Raw genomic sequence first — 16826 nt, forward strand, 5'->3', positions numbered from 1 at the left:
CGCTATACCCCATAGAGCAGCGCCGTCGTCACGGCGGCAAAAAGCGCGATCAGCACGAGCAGGACCTTGTCGCCGTAGATGACCTCGACGGGATCGCCGTCCGAGTTGCCCTCGACCGTGAGAGAGTATTTCAGGCACAGGCAGAGAACGAGCGGCACTGTCCAGACAAGGTGAGTGCCGGCGTTGGCTTCGTCCACGCTCCAAAGCGAGTAGAACACGACCGCGAGCGTCAGACAGCTGCTCATGTTGCGGCTGAGAAAGGCATCGTTATAATAGCGCAGCACGAGCCGCGCGGTGTCGCTCTGCCGGCGCAGCTCGCCGCGACGCTTGCCGAGCGCGAGGTAGAAGGAAATGGACACGACGGTGAGGTAGAGCCAGTTGGAGATCGTGATGCCTGTGACCGACGCGCCGAAGAGAACGCGCAGCAAAAAGCCGGAGACCAGCAGCGCCACATCGAGGATGGGGAGATTTTTCAACCCAAAGCTGTAACCGAGGTTGACGAGCAGATACACGCCCATGCAAAGCCAACTGCCTGCCGGAAAGCGCGCGAGGATACCGAGGAGCAGCACTGCCGCGCCGAGCGCGGCGGCAAGCGCGAGGGCCGAGGGAACGCCCACCGCGCCGCTGGCGATGGGACGGCGGCACTTGGTCGGGTGCAGGCGGTCGGCGGGCGCGTCGCGCAGGTCATTGACGATGTAGACGAGCGAGGAGAGCAGGCAGAACGCCGCAAAGCCGAGCAGCCCCACGCATAGCGGCATGCGCTCAAAAAACCGTCCGCTGAAAAAAAGCGGCAGCAGCACGAGAACATTTTTCACATAGTGCTTGGGGCGCAGCAGGCGAAGGTAGTTTTTCATGCGCTCACCTCGTTTCAAATTCGATGCTCAGGTCGCCGGGCGTGATGTAGAAATAGGCATACTCCATCTTCGGTGTGTTCGGCTCCCACAAAAGGCCGGCGGTATCGCCGCAGGCGGGGACGCGGACCGTGCGCTCGCCGCGCAGCATCGCCTCGCGCAGCAGCGTTTCCTGCGCCGCGACCGCGCGGCGCAGCGGGAGGTAGGAGAGGGTGTAAAAGACGAGCACCGCCGCGCAAAGTCCCGCGCAGAGCGGGAGGGCAAAGTCCGGCTTGAGGCCGCTTTCGGCGAGCAGGCTGAAGGCCGCGGCAAGCGTGAGCAGATAGCTCGCGTACAGGCAGCGCGGCCCGACGGGAGACACGAACAGCAGCGGCAGCGCCGCGCTGAGCGACAAAAGCAGGAAAAAGCACCCCCGCGCGCGGAGCGCTCCCGCCGTCCAGCACAGCGTGCCGAGGATCGCGAGCAGGAACCACGCGAGGCAGAGCGCCGCGAGCGCGCCGTCCGAAAGACGGAGCAGCGTGTGCAGCGGCAAAGCCGCCGTGCAGGACAGCAGCGCCGCGAGCAGCGAGATGTCCGCTGCCCGCCTGCGTCCGCGCGCGAAAAAGAGCGTCAGCAGCGCCGCCACGGAGACATAGAGCACCGGGCAGTCCGCGAGCAGGAAACGGAACACCGTCGCGCTGTTTTTTTGCGCGGAGGCGAGCAGACCGGCAAGCCCGCCGGAAACGCCCGCGTGATACATACCGCCCCCGTGCAGGATGACCGCGTAGGACGGCGAGGCGAACAGCAGCGCCGCGCCGCTGAGCGCGCCGAGCAGCCAGCACAAAAGCGAAGGTGAGAGCCTTCTCTCGCGGAGCAGATACCAAAGCGTCATCAGTCCCGCCGCGCAGAGCGTGCAGAGGGTAACATTCTCGACAAAAAGCTGCGAGGCGAAGCCGAGCGCGAAGAGCGCGAGGCAGCGCGGTGCGCTCTCGCGCAGCGCCTTGCCCGCAAAGACCGCGTCGGTCAGCGCGAGGGCCGCGAGCAGACAGGCCACCGGCGGAACATAGTTGAAGTAGCCCGCCGCCCAGGGGTACGCCTCGCGGAAGAGCTCGCGCGGCAGCGTGAACACCGCCGCGGCGCACAGCAGCAGTCCTGCTGTGGAAGTCAGCTTGGAAACGCGCGCGAGCAGCGCGATGAGCACAAGCGTGATGAGCGCGCGCAGAAGGTCGCGCAGGATCGGGCGGCTGCCCGCGCTGTAAGCGAGGATGTTGCCGAGGATGCGGCCGTTCGTCGTGCGCCACTTTTCCGCGACAACGCACGCAAGGTCGCCGATGCTGTGCAGCGACGCGCCCAGCCCCTCGCGGAACCAGTCGTCCCCGCTGAGCGGGAAGGTGCGAAAGAGCGTAAAAAGCGCCGCGGCGAGCGCGAGCATGGTGAAAACGCGGAGCCGATCGGTCTCTCTTTTCATTTCTCCGCCTCCTGATCGAAAGGTTTGTGTATCAGATGTTTTTTTGTTCCGCTCGCGGCGTGCGCTCGGGCAGCGCGATGAGCACCGCCATCACCAGAATGGCAGCAAAGCCGAGAAGATCCTGCCACGCGAAGCTCGTGTGCAGCCAGAGCGCCGCGCACAGCGCCGCGCTGACCGGCTCGGTGCAGGCGAGCAGGCTTGCGCGCACGCCGCCGACGTCGCTCACGCCCTGCAGATAAAGCGTGAACGCCAGCGCCGTGCCGACAACGGAGATCTCCAGCGTGCCGAGCGCCACCGCGGCGTTGAGCGCGACCGGGATCCGCCACGCCTGCGTGAGCACGAGCAGCACCACGCCGCCGATGAACATCCCGCAGCCCGTGCAGACGCTCACGGGATAGCGCCGAAGCAGATCGCCCGGCAGGAGCGTATAGAGCATCAGCGACACCGCCGCGCACAGGCCCCAGAAGAGCGCCTGCGGCGAGAGCGCGAGCGCGGTCAGGCTGCCGTGGGTCGCAAGCAAAAAAGCGCCGAGGAGCGCGAGCACGAGCGCAGCGCCCTCGCGCCGCGTCGGCAGGCGGCGCGCACGCAGGCACACCCAAAGTAAAATGAGCGCCTGTCCCATATACTGCAGCACTGTGGCGGTCGCGCTGTTGGAGTAGCGGATGGCGGCGAGGTAGGTATATTGGCAGGTCATCAGTCCGCCGACGGAGAAGAGCACGAGCCGCAGCGCGTCGCGCCGGTCCGACCAAATGGTCCGAAGCTGCAGGCGGTGCCTTACGAGCGCGCCGCCGAGCAGCACCGCGCCGGCCAGAAACATCCGCACCACGGTCAGCCATCCGCTGTCCACGCCCTGACAGGTGAAGAGATACTGTCCCACCGTGCCGGACGCGCCCCAGCACACGCCGCCGAGCGCCGCGCACAAAAAGCCGCGCAGCGTCCTCTTTTTTTCGTCCATACACGCCCTCCCGCGATTATCTTTGCCCATTGTAGCAGACCGTGCGCCGCTTTTCAAGCGCCGTGCGCGTCTTTGCACATATTCGCTCCCCGCGTTGCATAGATTGAAGCAACTCGAATAGGGAGTGTTTCATTCATGAAGGGTAATATTGAAGAGCGGGCCTGCGATCTGGCAGTTTACATCATAGAAAACCGCACCACGGTGCGCGCCGCAGCCAAGAAGTTCGGTGTCAGTAAATCGACCGTCCACAAGGACATTCAGGACCGGCTTCCGCAGATCAACCACAGCCTCTACCTTCAGGTCAAGGAGATCCTTGAGATCAACAAAGCCCAGCGGCACATCCGCGGCGGCATCGCCACGAGAAAAAAATATAAGGGAGCTTGAAACTTTTTCCTCTGAATTTCGTCAAATAAAAGCAGAAACCGATCAAACACCGCACGGCCGGCCTGCCTTTTTCCTCCGCCGGCCGCGCAAGCTCTTTTTCCCTCTTGTAGTTTGTTGACATAATGAGTATAATGGCAGTATTCCCCTGTTTTCGACAATAACGGAAAGGACCGTATCCCGCCATGCAGAAAAAAAATCCCGCGAAGCGCCGCCCCGAGCGCCTTGTGGTCACACTGTTATCCCTGCTCTTTTTATCGACCGCTGTGTTTGCGACGGTCAAATATGTCTTTCGCGCGCCCGAGCTTGACACGGACAAGCCCGTTGTAACGCCGGACGGCACGGCAAGCGCGGACGTCGACCGGACCGACACGGACGAGCCCGACGCTCCGGGCCGCACACGCCGCGAATACTGCTACAACATTCTCGTCTCCGGGCTTGACGACGACAACGGCGGCAGCGACACGAACATCCTCGTCCGCTTCGACGTGCCGAACAAGCGCATCGACCTTGTGAGTCTCCCGCGCGATACGCTGCTGCACAATGAATACCGCAACAACAAGCTCAACTTCGCCTACGCCAAGGGCGGCACGGAGCTGCTGATGAGTCAGATCGAAAATCTGCTCGGCGTGCCGGTGGATTTTTATGTCACAGTCAATCTCAAGGGCTTCATCGCGCTGGTCGATCAGATCGACGGCGTGGATTTTGACATTCCCATCAACATGGATTACGACGACCCCTATCAGGACCTGCACATTCACTTCACCAAAGGCCCGCGCCATCTCAACGGGCAAGAGGCGATGGAGGTCGTCCGCTTCCGCCACAACAACGACGGCACCGGCTACGGCACGGAGGACATCGGCCGCATCGGCACCCAGCAGGCCTTCCTCAAGGCGGTCGCCAAGCAGCTGCTGCAGATCGGCAACGTCAAGAACATCCCCGCGCTGGTGGATATTTTCTACACCTACGTCAAGACCGACCTCACGACCGGCAACCTCGTCTGGCTCGGCAACGAGGCGCTGAACATCGGCACCGAAAACATCCACTTTGCCACCCTCCCCGGCGACGGCTCCGGCTATTACAACAAGCAGTCGGTCTATGTGCTCGACGCGCAGGCGACCTGCGACCTGGTCAACGAGGCCCTCAATCCCTACAATGAGGCGCTCACGCTGGAGGATATGGATATCCTCGTCCCCTGACGAGATAAGGAGTAAGCACCATGAAAAAACGGCTTTTGCTTTTCCTCTGCATCTTTACCCTGCTACTCTCCACCGCCGCGCAGGCGGAGGACGTGACAGCGGACGTCCCCGCGCCCGCTCCTTCGGCGGAGAAGGCGGACACGCTCTCCCCCTTTGCGCGCACGCGAAGCTACGACGGGCGCTTCGCGGATGTGGACGCCTCGGCGTGGTATCACGACGCCGTCGCTGCGCTGTACGAATACGGTCTGACCGAGGGCGTGAGCAGCAGCGCTTACGCGCCGGAGGGGAGCGTCACCATTGCCGAGCTGGTGACCTTTGCCGCGCGTCTGCACGCGCTTGAGCGCGGTGCGGCGATCCCCGCGGCGGCAGCCGGCGAGGCTTGGTACCGGCCCTATGTGCTCTATCTCAAGGCTGAGAAATGCCTCGGCGACGAGCTTGACGGCCACTATCCGGAGGCCGCGACACGCGCGCAGATGGCAGGTGTGCTGGCCCCCGCGCTCAGCGCGGAGTGCTACGACGAGCGCAACGCCGAGGCCGTGACCGTCGGCTATGCCTCGCACCGCCGCATCACCGATGTGGACGATTACACGCCCTATCAGGGCGATATTCTCCGGCTCTACAAATGGGGCATCGTGGGCGGCGTGGACGAGGACGGCTCCTTCCATCCGAATGATACGCTCAAGCGCAGCGAGCTCGCGGCACTGGTCGTGCGCATGGTCGAGCCGTCCGCGCGCCTGACGCTCTCGTGGCAAAATCTTTCCTATCGCTCCGCCGCGGGCACAGCCTGGGGCGACCTGATCGCGGCGCCCGCCGAGGTCACCGCCGCGCCGACAGCCGACGACGCCAACGCCATCGACGCGCTGATCCGAAAGATGCTCCACGACGGCGCCGACAGCATCACTCTGCAATACAACCGTACGCTGACCAACGAGGAGGTCGCAAAGCTCACCCGCGCTTTTACAGTCGGCGTCAAGCGCCATTGCGAGCAGATGTACAACTCCACCTCCTGCCGCAGCTATTCCTCCGGCAAGGTGCTGCTGACCTTCTCCTCCACAGCCTGCGACGGCGCGCAGCTCAAAAAATACCGTGAGGAGACACTCGCCCGCGCGATCCTCGTCCACGACGCGCTGTGGGAGAGCGGCTATCTGACGGGCGACATGACGCAGTATGAGCTGGCGCGGGCCTACTACGTCTGGCTTTGCAACAACTGCGTCTACGACGAGGGGACCGTCTCCAGCAGCTCCCTGAGTCATCTGGCGTACAGCGCACTGGTGGACGGCGTAGCCGTCTGCGACGGCTACACGGGAGCATACGACCTTCTGCTGCGGCTCGAGGGCATCGAGTGCACCGCGCTTATGAACGCCGACCACATCTGGACCGTCGCGGAGCTTGACGGCAAGACCTATCACATCGACACGACCTGGGGCGATCAGGGCACGCGCGTGGACATGAGCTTCTTCGGCATGACCGAGACGCAGTCCCGTGCCAAGCACGCATGGTAAAAGTCGACCGATAAAAAAGCAGCGGCTGCATCGCAGCCGCTGCTTTTTGCCGTGTTGATATGTTTTCAGCGCTGGCCCTTGTCGTAGGGGATGCCCTCCGCCTTGGGAGCGCGGGAGCGCTTGGAGGTGAACGCCAGCACGATGAGGGAGATGATGTAGGGCATCATGTTGTACACCGGACTGGGGATGTTCATCGCCGCGAGGAAGCCGAAGCCCATGTAGACATTCGAGAGCGCGCGGAACAGACCGAAGAGGAGCGCTGCGAGCGCGATGCGCTGGGGCTTCCACTGTCCGAAGATCATGACCGCGAGGGACAGGAAGCCGAAGCCTGCCACGCCGTACTCAAAGCGCCATTCGGAAACGCCGGCGGTGATGAACACGATGCCGCCGATGCCGCCGAGGAAGCCGGAGATCAGCACGCCCGCCCAGCGCATCTTGTAGACGTTGATGCCCACGCTGTCCGCCGCTTGCGGATGCTCGCCGCACGCCATCAGGCGCAGGCCGAAGCGGGTCTTATAGAGCAGGACGTAGGACGCGGCGAGCAGCAGCGCGGTCACGAGCATGAACCAGCTGAACTCGAACGAGCCGAGATTGACGGTGAACGCCTTCTTCGCACCGGCATACTGCACGATGGAGGAAACGTCATCGGGATTCGCAGCGGTGTTGATGGCCTTGACAATGACCGTCGCGCCCGCGGTGCCGAGCAGATTCAGCGCGGTGCCGACAAGCGTCTGGTCCGCCTTGAAGTTGATGCAGGCTACGGCCAGCAGGCAGGAATAGATCATGCCGACCAACGCCGAAATAGCCAGAACGCCGAGGATCATCACGATGGCGGGCACATTGGGCGAAATGTAGCGCATTGCCAGCGCGCCGCCGAGGGCGCCCATGATCATAATACCCTCAAGGCCGAGGTTGATGACGCCGGAGTGCTCCGCGAAGCAGCCGCCGAGGGCGACCAGGATCAGCACGGAAGCAAAGATCAGGGTGTATTGCAGCAGCAGTACCATTACTGATCGCCTCCTTTCCCGGCCTCAGCCCGGGCCTGCGCTTCGGCTGCCCTGGCCTTCAATGCCGCCTTCTCCTCACGCTTGGCCGCGTAGGAATTCATCGCGTGCTTCATGAACAGCACGAAGCCGCAGAGATAGATGATGAGCGCCGAGATCAGATCGGAGATCTGCGCGCAGTACATGGACTTATCCACATACGCGCCGCCCGCCGTGATGTGCTGGATAAAGAACGAGGCGAGCACGGTGCCGATGGGGTTCAATCCGCCGAGGAAGGCCGCGGCGATGCCGTTGAAGCCCATCGCGGGGACGGAGGAGGTGGAGCACTGCCACTGCTCATATCCGGTGAGGTAGAGCATCGCCGCGCCCATGCCGGCGAGCGCGCCGGAGATCATAAGACTGAGAATGACGTTGCGCTTTTCCGCCATGCCGCAGTATTTGGCGGCATTCTTGTTGTAGCCGGTGGCCTTGAGCTCATAGCCGAACTTCGTCTTTTCCAGCACGACCCACACGAGGATCGCCATCAGCACGGACAGCGGGATCGCGAGACCGACGTACTGGTTGTTGTTGAACAGCGCGCCGAGCCCCAGCGAGGGCAGCACGGCGGATTCGTTGATGTGTGCGAGCACCTTGGTGTAGGGGCTGGCGTCCTCCTTCACCGTGGTGAGGAGCATATTGGTCAGATACAGCACGATCCAGTTGAGCATGATGCCGGAAATGACCTCGTTGACGTTGCAGTAGGACTTGAGCAGGCCGGAAATGCCGCCGAGGATCGCGCCGCCGCAAATGGCGAGCAGCATACACGGAAGCCAGCTCCAGCCGAGGCCGAGCGCCGCGTACAGGCTCAGCGCCACGCCGGCGCAGTACTGTCCGGCTGCACCGATGTTAAAGAGGCCCACCTTGTAGGCAAACAGGATCGCCAGCGCGCACATCAGCAGCGGCGCGGTCTTGACGAGCGTATTGCCGAAATATTTCAGCTGCGAGGCGGGGCGGTTGTAGGTCATAAAGTTCTTGATGACCGTAAGAATGGCCTCGCCCGCACCCGCGGGATTGATGAGCAGCAGCACAAGGTAGCCGAGGAACAGTCCCAGCACGATGCACAGGAGGGAGGCCAGCAGCGACTGGAAGCCGCCGCTTTTGAAAATATTCTTTTTCATGCCTTCACCTCATCTCTCTTCGCGCCTGCCATGTAGAGGCCCAGCTCCTCCTGCGTGGTCTTTTTCGGGTCGAGCTCGCCGACGATCTCGCCCTCGTACATCACGAGGATGCGGTCGGGCACGTCCATGACCTCGTCCAGCTCCAGACTCACGAGCAGGACCGCCTTGCCCTCGTCGCGCTGCGCGACGAGCTGGCGGTGGATGTATTCGATGGCGCCGACGTCCAGACCGCGGGTCGGCTGCACGGCGACGAGCAGCTCGGGATCCTTGTCGATCTCACGGGCGACGATGGCCTTCTGCTGGTTGCCGCCGGACATGCTGCGGGCAATGGTGATCGGGCCCTGACCGGAACGGACATCGTACTGGTCGATGAGCTTTTCGGCGTAGGTGCGGATGTTCCTGCGGCGCAGGAAGCCCGCCTTGTCGGTGAACTCCGGCTCAAAGTAGCGCTGGAGCACCATGTTGTCCTCGAGCGAATAGTCGAGCACAAGGCCGTGCTTGTGACGGTCCTCAGGGATGTGGCTCATGCCCATCACGCTGCGCTGGCGGATGGGCGCATGGGTGATGTCCTTATCGCAGAGCTTGACGGAGCCGGAAACGAGCGGCTCCAGGCCGGTCAGGCCGTAGACGAACTCCGTCTGGCCATTGCCGTCGATGCCGGCAAGGCAGACGATCTCGCCGCGGCGGACCTTGAGCGAAACGTTCTTGACGGCATTATTCTTGTGGAGCTTGGAGGCCATGGTCATGCCCTCCACCTCGAGCACGACCTCGCCGGGCTCGGCGGGCTTTTTGTCCACATGGAAGCTGACGCTGCGGCCGACCATCATCGCCGACAGCTCCTCCATCGTGGTGTTGGCCGTTTCGACCGTGCCGATGTACTTGCCCTTGCGCAGCACCGAGCAGCGGTCCGCGACCGCCATGATCTCAGCGAGCTTGTGGGAGATGAAGAGGATGCTCTTGCCCTCGGCGGCGAGGTTGCGCATGATCTGCATGAGCTCGTCGATCTCCTGCGGGGTGAGGACGGCGGTCGGCTCGTCGAAGATCAGGATCTCGTTTTCGCGGTAGAGCATCTTGAGGATCTCGGTGCGCTGCTGCATACCGACGGTGATATCCTCAATGAGCGCGTCGGGGTCGACGTGCAGGCCGTACTTCTCGCTCAGGGCAAGGACCTTTTCGCGGGCCTCGGCCTTTTGCAGAAAGCCGTGCTTCGTGGGCTCCACGCCCATGATGATGTTGTCGAGCACGGTGAAGCATTCCACCAGCTTGAAGTGCTGGTGGACCATGCCGATGCCGAGCGCGTTGGCATCGTTCGGGTCCTTGATGGACACGACCTCGCCGTCCTTCTTGATGGTGCCCTCCTCGGGCTGATAAAGGCCGAAGAGCACCGACATGAGCGTGGACTTGCCCGCGCCGTTTTCGCCCAACAGGGCGTGGATCTCGCCCTTCCTTAATTGCAGGGTGATGTTGTCGTTGGCGATAATACCGGGGAATCGTTTGGTGATGTTGAGCATCTCAATGGCATACGGTGATCCCAAGATGTTTCGCCCTCCTTCCGTTTTGATGGCCCGCCGCGTTGGGGATGTGCGGGGACGGAAACCATGAATATCTTACAGTATACTATACCCGCTTCCATAAAGCAAAGTCAATTTGGCAAAATCGTATGATTTTTTCGTTTTTCGGCAAAAAAAGAGAGACGGGCAGGTGCCCGTCTCTCCGTATGTACTTTGCGACAGATGCTTAGCCCTTGAGGTTGCCGAAGTCATTGACAGTGATGACAGTGGCAAAATCAGCGGCGCTGACGTCGTTGCCGGTGTTGTTGCTGACGGTGATCTTGCCGTCGAACATATCCTTCACCAGGGCCTTATAGTCGTCCTGCGTGAAGCTGTCGGACCACTGGGTGCCGTCGCCCATGGGGATCTGAACGTAGTTCGCCTCGGGATCGGTGCCGGAGACAAGGCCCAGCGTCTCGATCTTGCCGACGTACTTCTCCCAGTTGCCGTTGTTGATAACGTCATTCAGGGTATCGTAGGTGGCAGGATAGAGGCCCTTCATGGCGGAGGTGACGGTCATGCCGTCCACATCGGCATACTTGGCGATGATGCCCGCCTGGTCGACGTCGACGCCGATGACCTTGGCGTTGGCCTTCTTGGCCGCGTCGACCGCGGAGGTGTAGATGGCACCGCCGCAGGCGAAGACGACCTCGGTGCCGCCGGCATACCAGGTATCCATCGCGGCAGTGATATCGGCGTTACCGGAGAAAGCGCCGCCGTAGATATAGTTGAGCTTGACGTCGGTGAGGCCCAGATCAGCCGCAGCCGCGTCAACGCCCTGCACGAAGCCGTAGCCATAGCGGACGACCGCGGGAACAGCCATGCCGCCGAGGAAGCCGAGGCTCTTGTAGCCGAGCTTCACGGCAGCGTAGCCCGCCATGTAGCCGCAGAGCTCTTCCCGATAGACCGCGCAGTAGACATTGCTCATGTCAACATACTTGCTGAGGTCCCAGTTCTCGGGGGTGTAGTCGTAGGTCTCGCCGGCCTTGGCAACGCCCGCCTCGAGCAGGTCGCCGGCAGAGACGTCAAGCGCGATGAACTTCACGTCGGGGAACTCGGGAGCTGTCTCAACGATGGCGCCGCCGAAGGCGTAGCCGGGCATCACGACGACGTTGTAGCCCTCGTCAACAGCCTTCTCGATCATAGCCACACGGTCGGCGGTGTTATCGCCGGCGGGCTTGAAGTAGCTGAAGGGAACCTTGTTGTCCTCGCAGAACGCCTTGCAGGCCTCATAGGTGGTCTGGTTGAAGGACTGGTCGGTGATGTCGCCGTAGTCGGTGATCATGGCGACCTTGTACTCGACCTTAGTCTGGGGATCGTCGGGCGTATCGGGCGTGTCGGGGGTGGGGTCCTTCTGACCGCAGGCTACGAGCGCGAGGACCATAGCCAGGGAGAGAAGAAGAGCAAAGAACTTCTTCATAGTGCAAACCTTCCTTACAATTTTTTGAAATCATATCATGGACATGACATCGAGCGTATTATAGCAATAATTTTTCAAAAGGGCAAGTCATATTTGCTGAAAAGTGTGAATTTTTGGCAAAAGTTTCATGGTGAAAGCGCACAAAGAGAGACCGCAGACGCGGTCTCTCTTTGCTCAGTATTGGAAAATGCTGCCGCCGACGAACTCGCGCACGATGGAGTCGCGCGGGACGTAATCGGTTTTGAGCGGCGGGACGGAGTTGACGACCTCGAAGAGGTCAGTCAGCCCATGCTCGTCGATGAAGGCGTCGTCAAGCTGGGTGTAGAACTCGGGGATCTCCTTGAGATAGCGCGCGAGGATGCACGGCTCGTAGTCGTGGAAGGTGTCGATGTGGATGCCCGCGTTGGGCTTATTGGGCATGATATAGTTCCGCTCGCCGCGGTCCACGCTCTCGGCGCGCTCGACCGTCTGGCGCAGGGAGTGCCCGCGGCCCTGATAGTCGCGGATCATGCGGCGCGCCACGCGCAGCTGCTCGGGACGGACGATCTTGTCGTGCGCGGTGATGATGCGCGTGCGGGGCGCGACGTAAACGCCGGTCGCCATGTCGCGCACGCGGTCGAAGATCAGCGGGTTGAGCATGTGGATGCCCTCGGCGATGATAACGGCGTCGCGGTCGCCCTGCATCTTCACCCAGCTGCCGGTGGTGCCGCTCTTGAAATCATAGACAGGCAGCTCGACCTCCTCGCCGTCGGACAGGCGGTGGATGCAGTCGATGAGCAGGTCGCGGTTCACGCACAAGGGGGATTCCCAGTCCGACGCCTCCGGCGGGCGCTGGTCGAGCGGCAGGAAGAAATTATCCATGCTCAGCAGGCACACCTTTACGCCGAGGTTTTCCAGGTACGCCTTCAGGCGCATGGCGGTGGTGGTCTTGCCGCTGCCGCTCGGGCCGGTCAGGCAGACGAGCGGCTTTTGGCTCTTGTTCATCAGGATGCTCGCCGCGGCGGCGCTGATCTTGTCGTGAAAGACCTCCTCGCAGCGCAGGACAAAGCGCGTGTCGTCGCGCATGGCCTCGGTGATGTTTTCAATGTCGATGACTCGCATGGGGAAATCGCTCCTTATTCTTTGTTCTCCATCTTGACCGCGACCTCGAGCGCGATCTTCATCATGTTGGTGAAGGTGGTCTGACGGTCATCGGCGGAAAGCTCCTCGCCGGTGACGAGGTTATCGGAGATGGAGCAGATGGCAAGCGCGCGCTTGCCGGTATAGGCGGCGGTGCAGTAGAGGCCCGCCGCCTCCATCTCGACCGCCATCACGCCCATCTTGCCGAAACGGGCGTTGCGGCCCGCCGCGTCATAGAAGGTGTCGGAGGAATAGAGGTTGCCGACGGGCATCTTCACGCCCAGCTCCTTTGCGCTCTCCACCGCGGCGGAGAGCAGCTCGTAGTCGCAGATGGGGGCGAAGGTGCCGCCGAGCTCATACTGGCCGGCGAAGTCGGAATTGGTGCAGGCGCCCATGCCGGCGCACACGCTGCCAAGCTCCATATCCGCGCGCATCGCGCCCGCGGAGCCGACGCGGATGATGTTCTCCACGCCGTACTGCGTGTAGAGCTCGTTGGAGTAGATGGCGATGGACGGGATGCCCATGCCGCTCGCCATCACGCTCACGCGCACGCCCTTGTAGGTGCCGGTGTAGCCCTGCACGCCGCGGACATTGTTGACGAGCTGCGGGTTTTCCAAAAAGGTCTCCGCGATGAACTTCGCGCGGAGGGGGTCGCCGGGCATGAGGACGGTTTTGGCGAAATCGCCGGGCTTTGCGTTGTTGTGGGGTGTTGACATATTATTCTCCTTTCTCCATGGCCTTTGCGGCCTTAACGATGCGGGAGGTGCCGAGGCGGTCCGCGCCGAGCTTGAGGAAGTCCTCGGCGTCCTGCAGATTGGCGATGCCGCCGGCGGCCTTGATCTTCTTGCCGTTCGTCATGTGCGCCGCCATGAGCGCTACGTCCTCGCGCGTCGCGCCGCCCCCGCCGAAGCCGGTGGAGGTCTTGATATAGTCCGCCGCGGAGTTGGACACGACCTCGCAGAGCTTGATCTTCTCCTCGTCCGTGAGCATGCAGGTCTCGATGATGACCTTGAGGATGTTGCCGTGGCAGGAGATCTTCACGGAATTGATCTCCTGCAAAATTTTATCGTACTGGCCTTCCTTGACCCAGCCGAGGTTGATGACCATGTCGATCTCGGTCGCGCCGTCGGCAACGGCGGACTCGGCCTCCATGCACTTGATGCCGCTGGGAACGTAGCCGTTGGGGAAGCCGATGACCGTGCACACGGGCAGCTGACCGAAGCCGTAGTGCTGCTGCTCGGCGATGTAGTGCGCGGCATGGGCGACGTAGGTCTGCGGGATGCAGACGCTCGCGCAGCCGTACTTGATGCCGTCGTCGCAGATCTGGCGGATCTCCTCCCAGGTGGCGGTGGGGGCGAGCAGTGTATGGTCAACGTGACGGAGAATTTCTTTCACATCCATAGTATATGGTATCCTTTCCAAGAAAAATAGATTCCGCAAAGGGGAATGATTTTCTGTTTATCAGTGTAGCACAGCGACTGCAAAAAAGCAAGCGCGCCGCATTCGGTCACATGACCGCGTGTGTCGGGCCGCACGGTGCAGCGAGATGAGAAGGCGGCCCTTATGGGCGCAGAAGAAAAAGGAGACCTCAAAAGAGGTCCCCTTTTCATTTTCAGAAATCGGCAGACGCTTCTCAGCACTTCTCGAACACGGTGGCAACGCCCTGGCCGCCGCCGATGCAGAGGGTGGCAAGACCCTTCTTGGCCTCGGGGCGCTTGAGCATCTCGTGCAGGAGGGTGACGATGATGCGCGCGCCGGAGCAGCCGACGGGGTGGCCGATGGAGATGGCGCCGCCGTTGACGTTGACCTTGCTCATGTCGAAGTGCAGCTCACGCGCGACGGCGATGGACTGCGCGGCGAAGGCTTCGTTGGCCTCAACGAGGTCGATGTCGTCGATGGTCACGCCGGCCTTGGCCATGGCCTGACGGGAGGCGGGAACGGGACCGACGCCCATGATCTTGGGATCGACGCCGCCCTGGCCCCAGCCGATGAGCTTCGCCATGGGCTTGAGGTTATACTTCTTGACGGCCTCGCCGGAGGCGAGAACGATGGCGGCAGCGCCGTCGTTGATGCCGGAGGCGTTGCCGGCGGTCACGCGCTGAACGTGCTTGCGGGTATCCGCCTCATGGATCTCGGTGGGCTGGAAGGTGTGGACGACCTGGTCCTCAACGCCCTCGGGACCGACCGGGAACGCGCCCTTGAGCTTGGCAAGGCCCTCGGGCGTGGAGCCGGCGCGGGGGAACTCATCCTTCTTGAACTCGACGATCTCCTTCTTGACCTTGACGGGAACGGGAACGATCTCGGCATCAAAGCGGCCGGAAGCCTGCGCGGCCTCGGTCTTCTGCTGGGAGGCAGCGCCGAAGGCGTCAAGCTCCTCGCGGGTGATGCCCCAAACGTCGCAGATGTTCTCGGCGGTGGTGCCCATGTGGTAGTTGTTGAACGCATCCCACAGGCCGTCCTTGATCATGGTGTCGACGAGCTTCTTGTCGCCCATGCGGGCGCCCCAGCGGGCGTCGGTAGAGGCATAGGGAGCGGCGCTCATGTTCTCGGTGCCGCCGCAGACGATGATGTCGGCGTCGCCGGCGAGGATGGCGCGGCCGGCCTCGATGACGGACTTCATGCCGGAGCCGCAGACCATGCCGACGGTGTAGGCGGGAACGGAGTAGGGCAGGCCCGCGCCCACGCCGACCTGACGGGCGACGTTCTGACCGAGGCCGGAGGTCAGGATGCAGCCGAACATCAGCTCATCGACGTTCTCGGGAGCGACGTTAGCACGCTTGAGGGCTTCCTTGACAACGATGGCGCCCAGCTCGGCGGCGGGGGTATTCTTCAGGGAACCGCCAAAGGAGCCGACCGCGGTACGGCAGCAATTCACGACATAGAGTTCTTTCATGGGATATCTCCTTTTTCATAAAAATTTTGGTATTCCGCAGAGGGGATCATTTTCGTTTTGATTATACAACAGGCGCGCATGAAAAATCAACTGCAAAATTTCATTTTCCCGCGCAAAAATTGACGCCTTTCCTGCATTTTGTTAAATAATTAACAGTTTTGCAGCATTTCCTGCGTCTTTCTCAGCTTTCGGCTGCTTCCTGCCCGTTTTCCGTCGCGGTGTCGCCTGCCGTATCGCCGTCCGCGTCGGTGTCCATCAGCAGCGAAAAGGCATCATAAATATCGACGAGATCCAGCGCCTCGACCGCCGGGTTCATCTCCACCGCGGCGTCCTCGATGCGGCTTTCGAGCAGACCGCTGAAATAGGTCTCGCGCACCGCGTCCACAGCCTTCGCCTCATCGAGCGGCTTGCGGAGAATGATGTGGTAGCCGTAGTAGCTCTCCACGATCTCGCTGACCTCGCCCTCGCCGAGCGCGGCGGCGGCACTCTCAAACTCCTCGACCATCTGGCCGGAGCCGAAGGTATAGCCCTCAGGGTTGCCCGCGCGGCCGGAGTCCTCGCTGTACTCGTCGGCAAGCTCGGTGAAGTAGCCGATCAGATCGTCGCCCGTGTAAGCGTCCAGCTTGGCCTTGAGCTCCTCCGCCAGCGCCTTCTTCTCCACCTTGGTCTCGTCGTCCAGCTCCTGATAGGTGGACATATCGCGCGTGAGCAGCAGGATGTGGTCGGCGGTCATGTAGCCCTGCTCGGCGGCATAGGCGATCAGCTGCTCGTCGGTGGCGTAAAGGCTGCTGCCCTCGGTCGCCGCCAGCTCCTCGAGCGCACTGTAGAGGTAGTCCGAGCGGCACATCCGGTCATAGGTCTCCTCGCTCAGACCCAGCTTGGCGAGCTCGGCGCGGTAGCTCTCCTCGCCGCCGAGGCTCTCGACGGTCTCCGCACGTTCGGTCTCCAGCTCGCTGAGCGCAGCTTCGTCAAGGATAATGTTGTTCTCCTGCGCCAGCTTCTCGATGACGGCAAAGCTCTTCGTGTTCTCTAAAATGCTGTCCTTCGTCACGTCAAGCACCGTTTCGCCCTCCTGCAGCTCCATGCTCCAGTCAAGGTCCATGCCGTACGTATTCATGTAGCTTTCCATGTAGGAGGCGGCATAGCAGAGGTTATAGAAATACATATCCATCGGCACATCGATGCCGTCCACCCTCATTGCAACGGCGTCGGGAGCGATGCCGGTCAGCTGATAGCAGACGCCCTCCTCGACCTTGCCCGCGTCAAAGCGGTCCTTGCCGCCGCAGGCGGCCAGCGAGACAAGCAGCGCCAGCGAAAGCGCCGCAGCCAAAATACGTTTCATCTTTGT

At 62.0% G+C, this 16826-nt stretch carries 15 protein-coding genes; 3 read left to right on the forward strand and 12 right to left on the reverse strand.

Annotated elements, in window-relative coordinates:
- Positions 1-2: 2 nt before the first annotated feature.
- Genes KQI17_RS10370 through KQI17_RS10380 form a run of 3 tightly spaced genes read right to left on the reverse strand, consistent with a single transcriptional unit; the run spans position 3 to position 3253 of the window.
- Complete coding sequence (locus KQI17_RS10370) at positions 3-854, reverse strand: decaprenyl-phosphate phosphoribosyltransferase (RefSeq protein ID WP_216496141.1); 852 nt, start codon at positions 852-854, stop codon at positions 3-5.
- Between the two features lie 4 nt (positions 855-858).
- The gene (locus KQI17_RS10375; RefSeq protein WP_216496143.1) at positions 859-2298 is read right to left on the reverse strand and encodes a DUF6056 family protein; all 1440 of its coding nucleotides are present in this window, start codon (positions 2296-2298) and stop codon (positions 859-861) included.
- 31 nt (positions 2299-2329) lie between these two features.
- The gene (locus KQI17_RS10380; protein ID WP_253285784.1) at positions 2330-3253 is read right to left on the reverse strand and encodes a DMT family transporter; all 924 of its coding nucleotides are present in this window, start codon (positions 3251-3253) and stop codon (positions 2330-2332) included.
- Positions 3254-3388: 135 nt separating this feature from the next.
- On the opposite strand from KQI17_RS10380, the gene spoIIID reads away from it, so the two are divergent.
- From spoIIID to KQI17_RS10395, 3 genes are all read left to right on the forward strand, one after another.
- Complete coding sequence (spoIIID, locus tag KQI17_RS10385; RefSeq protein ID WP_022018936.1) at positions 3389-3637, forward strand: sporulation transcriptional regulator SpoIIID; 249 nt, start codon at positions 3389-3391, stop codon at positions 3635-3637.
- A gap of 182 nt (positions 3638-3819) precedes the next feature.
- Positions 3820-4833: an LCP family protein gene (locus KQI17_RS10390; protein ID WP_216496146.1), complete on the forward strand. Its 1014-nt coding sequence runs from the start codon at positions 3820-3822 to the stop codon at positions 4831-4833.
- A gap of 20 nt (positions 4834-4853) precedes the next feature.
- Positions 4854-6335, forward strand: a complete 1482-nt coding sequence (locus KQI17_RS10395; RefSeq protein WP_216496148.1) for an S-layer homology domain-containing protein — start codon at positions 4854-4856, stop codon at positions 6333-6335.
- 65 nt (positions 6336-6400) lie between these two features.
- Here KQI17_RS10395 and KQI17_RS10400 read toward each other — a convergent pair whose 3' ends face one another.
- The 9 genes from KQI17_RS10400 to KQI17_RS10440 form a co-directional block, all read right to left on the reverse strand.
- Positions 6401-7342: an ABC transporter permease gene (locus KQI17_RS10400; protein ID WP_216496150.1), complete on the reverse strand. Its 942-nt coding sequence runs from the start codon at positions 7340-7342 to the stop codon at positions 6401-6403.
- The gene (locus tag KQI17_RS10405; protein WP_216496152.1) at positions 7342-8496 is read right to left on the reverse strand and encodes an ABC transporter permease; all 1155 of its coding nucleotides are present in this window, start codon (positions 8494-8496) and stop codon (positions 7342-7344) included. The genes KQI17_RS10400 and KQI17_RS10405 overlap by 1 nt, the downstream gene beginning before the upstream one ends.
- Positions 8493-10007: an ABC transporter ATP-binding protein gene (locus KQI17_RS10410; RefSeq protein ID WP_216496188.1), complete on the reverse strand. Its 1515-nt coding sequence runs from the start codon at positions 10005-10007 to the stop codon at positions 8493-8495. Before KQI17_RS10410 ends, KQI17_RS10405 begins: the two co-directional genes overlap by 4 nt.
- A 226-nt stretch (positions 10008-10233) precedes the next feature.
- Positions 10234-11466, reverse strand: coding sequence for a BMP family ABC transporter substrate-binding protein (locus KQI17_RS10415; RefSeq protein WP_216496154.1), 1233 nt, complete (start codon positions 11464-11466; stop codon positions 10234-10236).
- Positions 11467-11640: 174 nt separating this feature from the next.
- Positions 11641-12567, reverse strand: coding sequence for a uridine kinase (locus KQI17_RS10420; RefSeq protein WP_216496156.1), 927 nt, complete (start codon positions 12565-12567; stop codon positions 11641-11643).
- Between the two features lie 14 nt (positions 12568-12581).
- Positions 12582-13301, reverse strand: coding sequence for a purine-nucleoside phosphorylase (deoD, locus tag KQI17_RS10425; protein WP_216496158.1), 720 nt, complete (start codon positions 13299-13301; stop codon positions 12582-12584).
- Position 13302: 1 nt separating this feature from the next.
- Positions 13303-13986, reverse strand: a complete 684-nt coding sequence (gene deoC, locus KQI17_RS10430) for a deoxyribose-phosphate aldolase (protein ID WP_216496160.1) — start codon at positions 13984-13986, stop codon at positions 13303-13305.
- 232 nt (positions 13987-14218) lie between these two features.
- Positions 14219-15478 (reverse strand): acetyl-CoA C-acetyltransferase, encoded by a 1260-nt coding sequence (locus tag KQI17_RS10435; protein WP_216496162.1) that lies wholly within the window; start codon positions 15476-15478, stop codon positions 14219-14221.
- A gap of 181 nt (positions 15479-15659) precedes the next feature.
- Positions 15660-16820 carry a peptidylprolyl isomerase gene (locus tag KQI17_RS10440; RefSeq protein ID WP_216496163.1) on the reverse strand — a complete coding sequence of 387 codons (1161 nt, stop codon included), beginning with the start codon at positions 16818-16820 and terminating at the stop codon, positions 15660-15662.
- Between the last annotated feature and the right edge of the window lie 6 nt (positions 16821-16826).

Origin of the sequence: Oscillibacter sp. MSJ-31, assembly GCF_018918025.1 — a bacterium.
Taxonomy (GTDB): domain Bacteria; phylum Bacillota; class Clostridia; order Oscillospirales; family Oscillospiraceae; genus Hominicoprocola.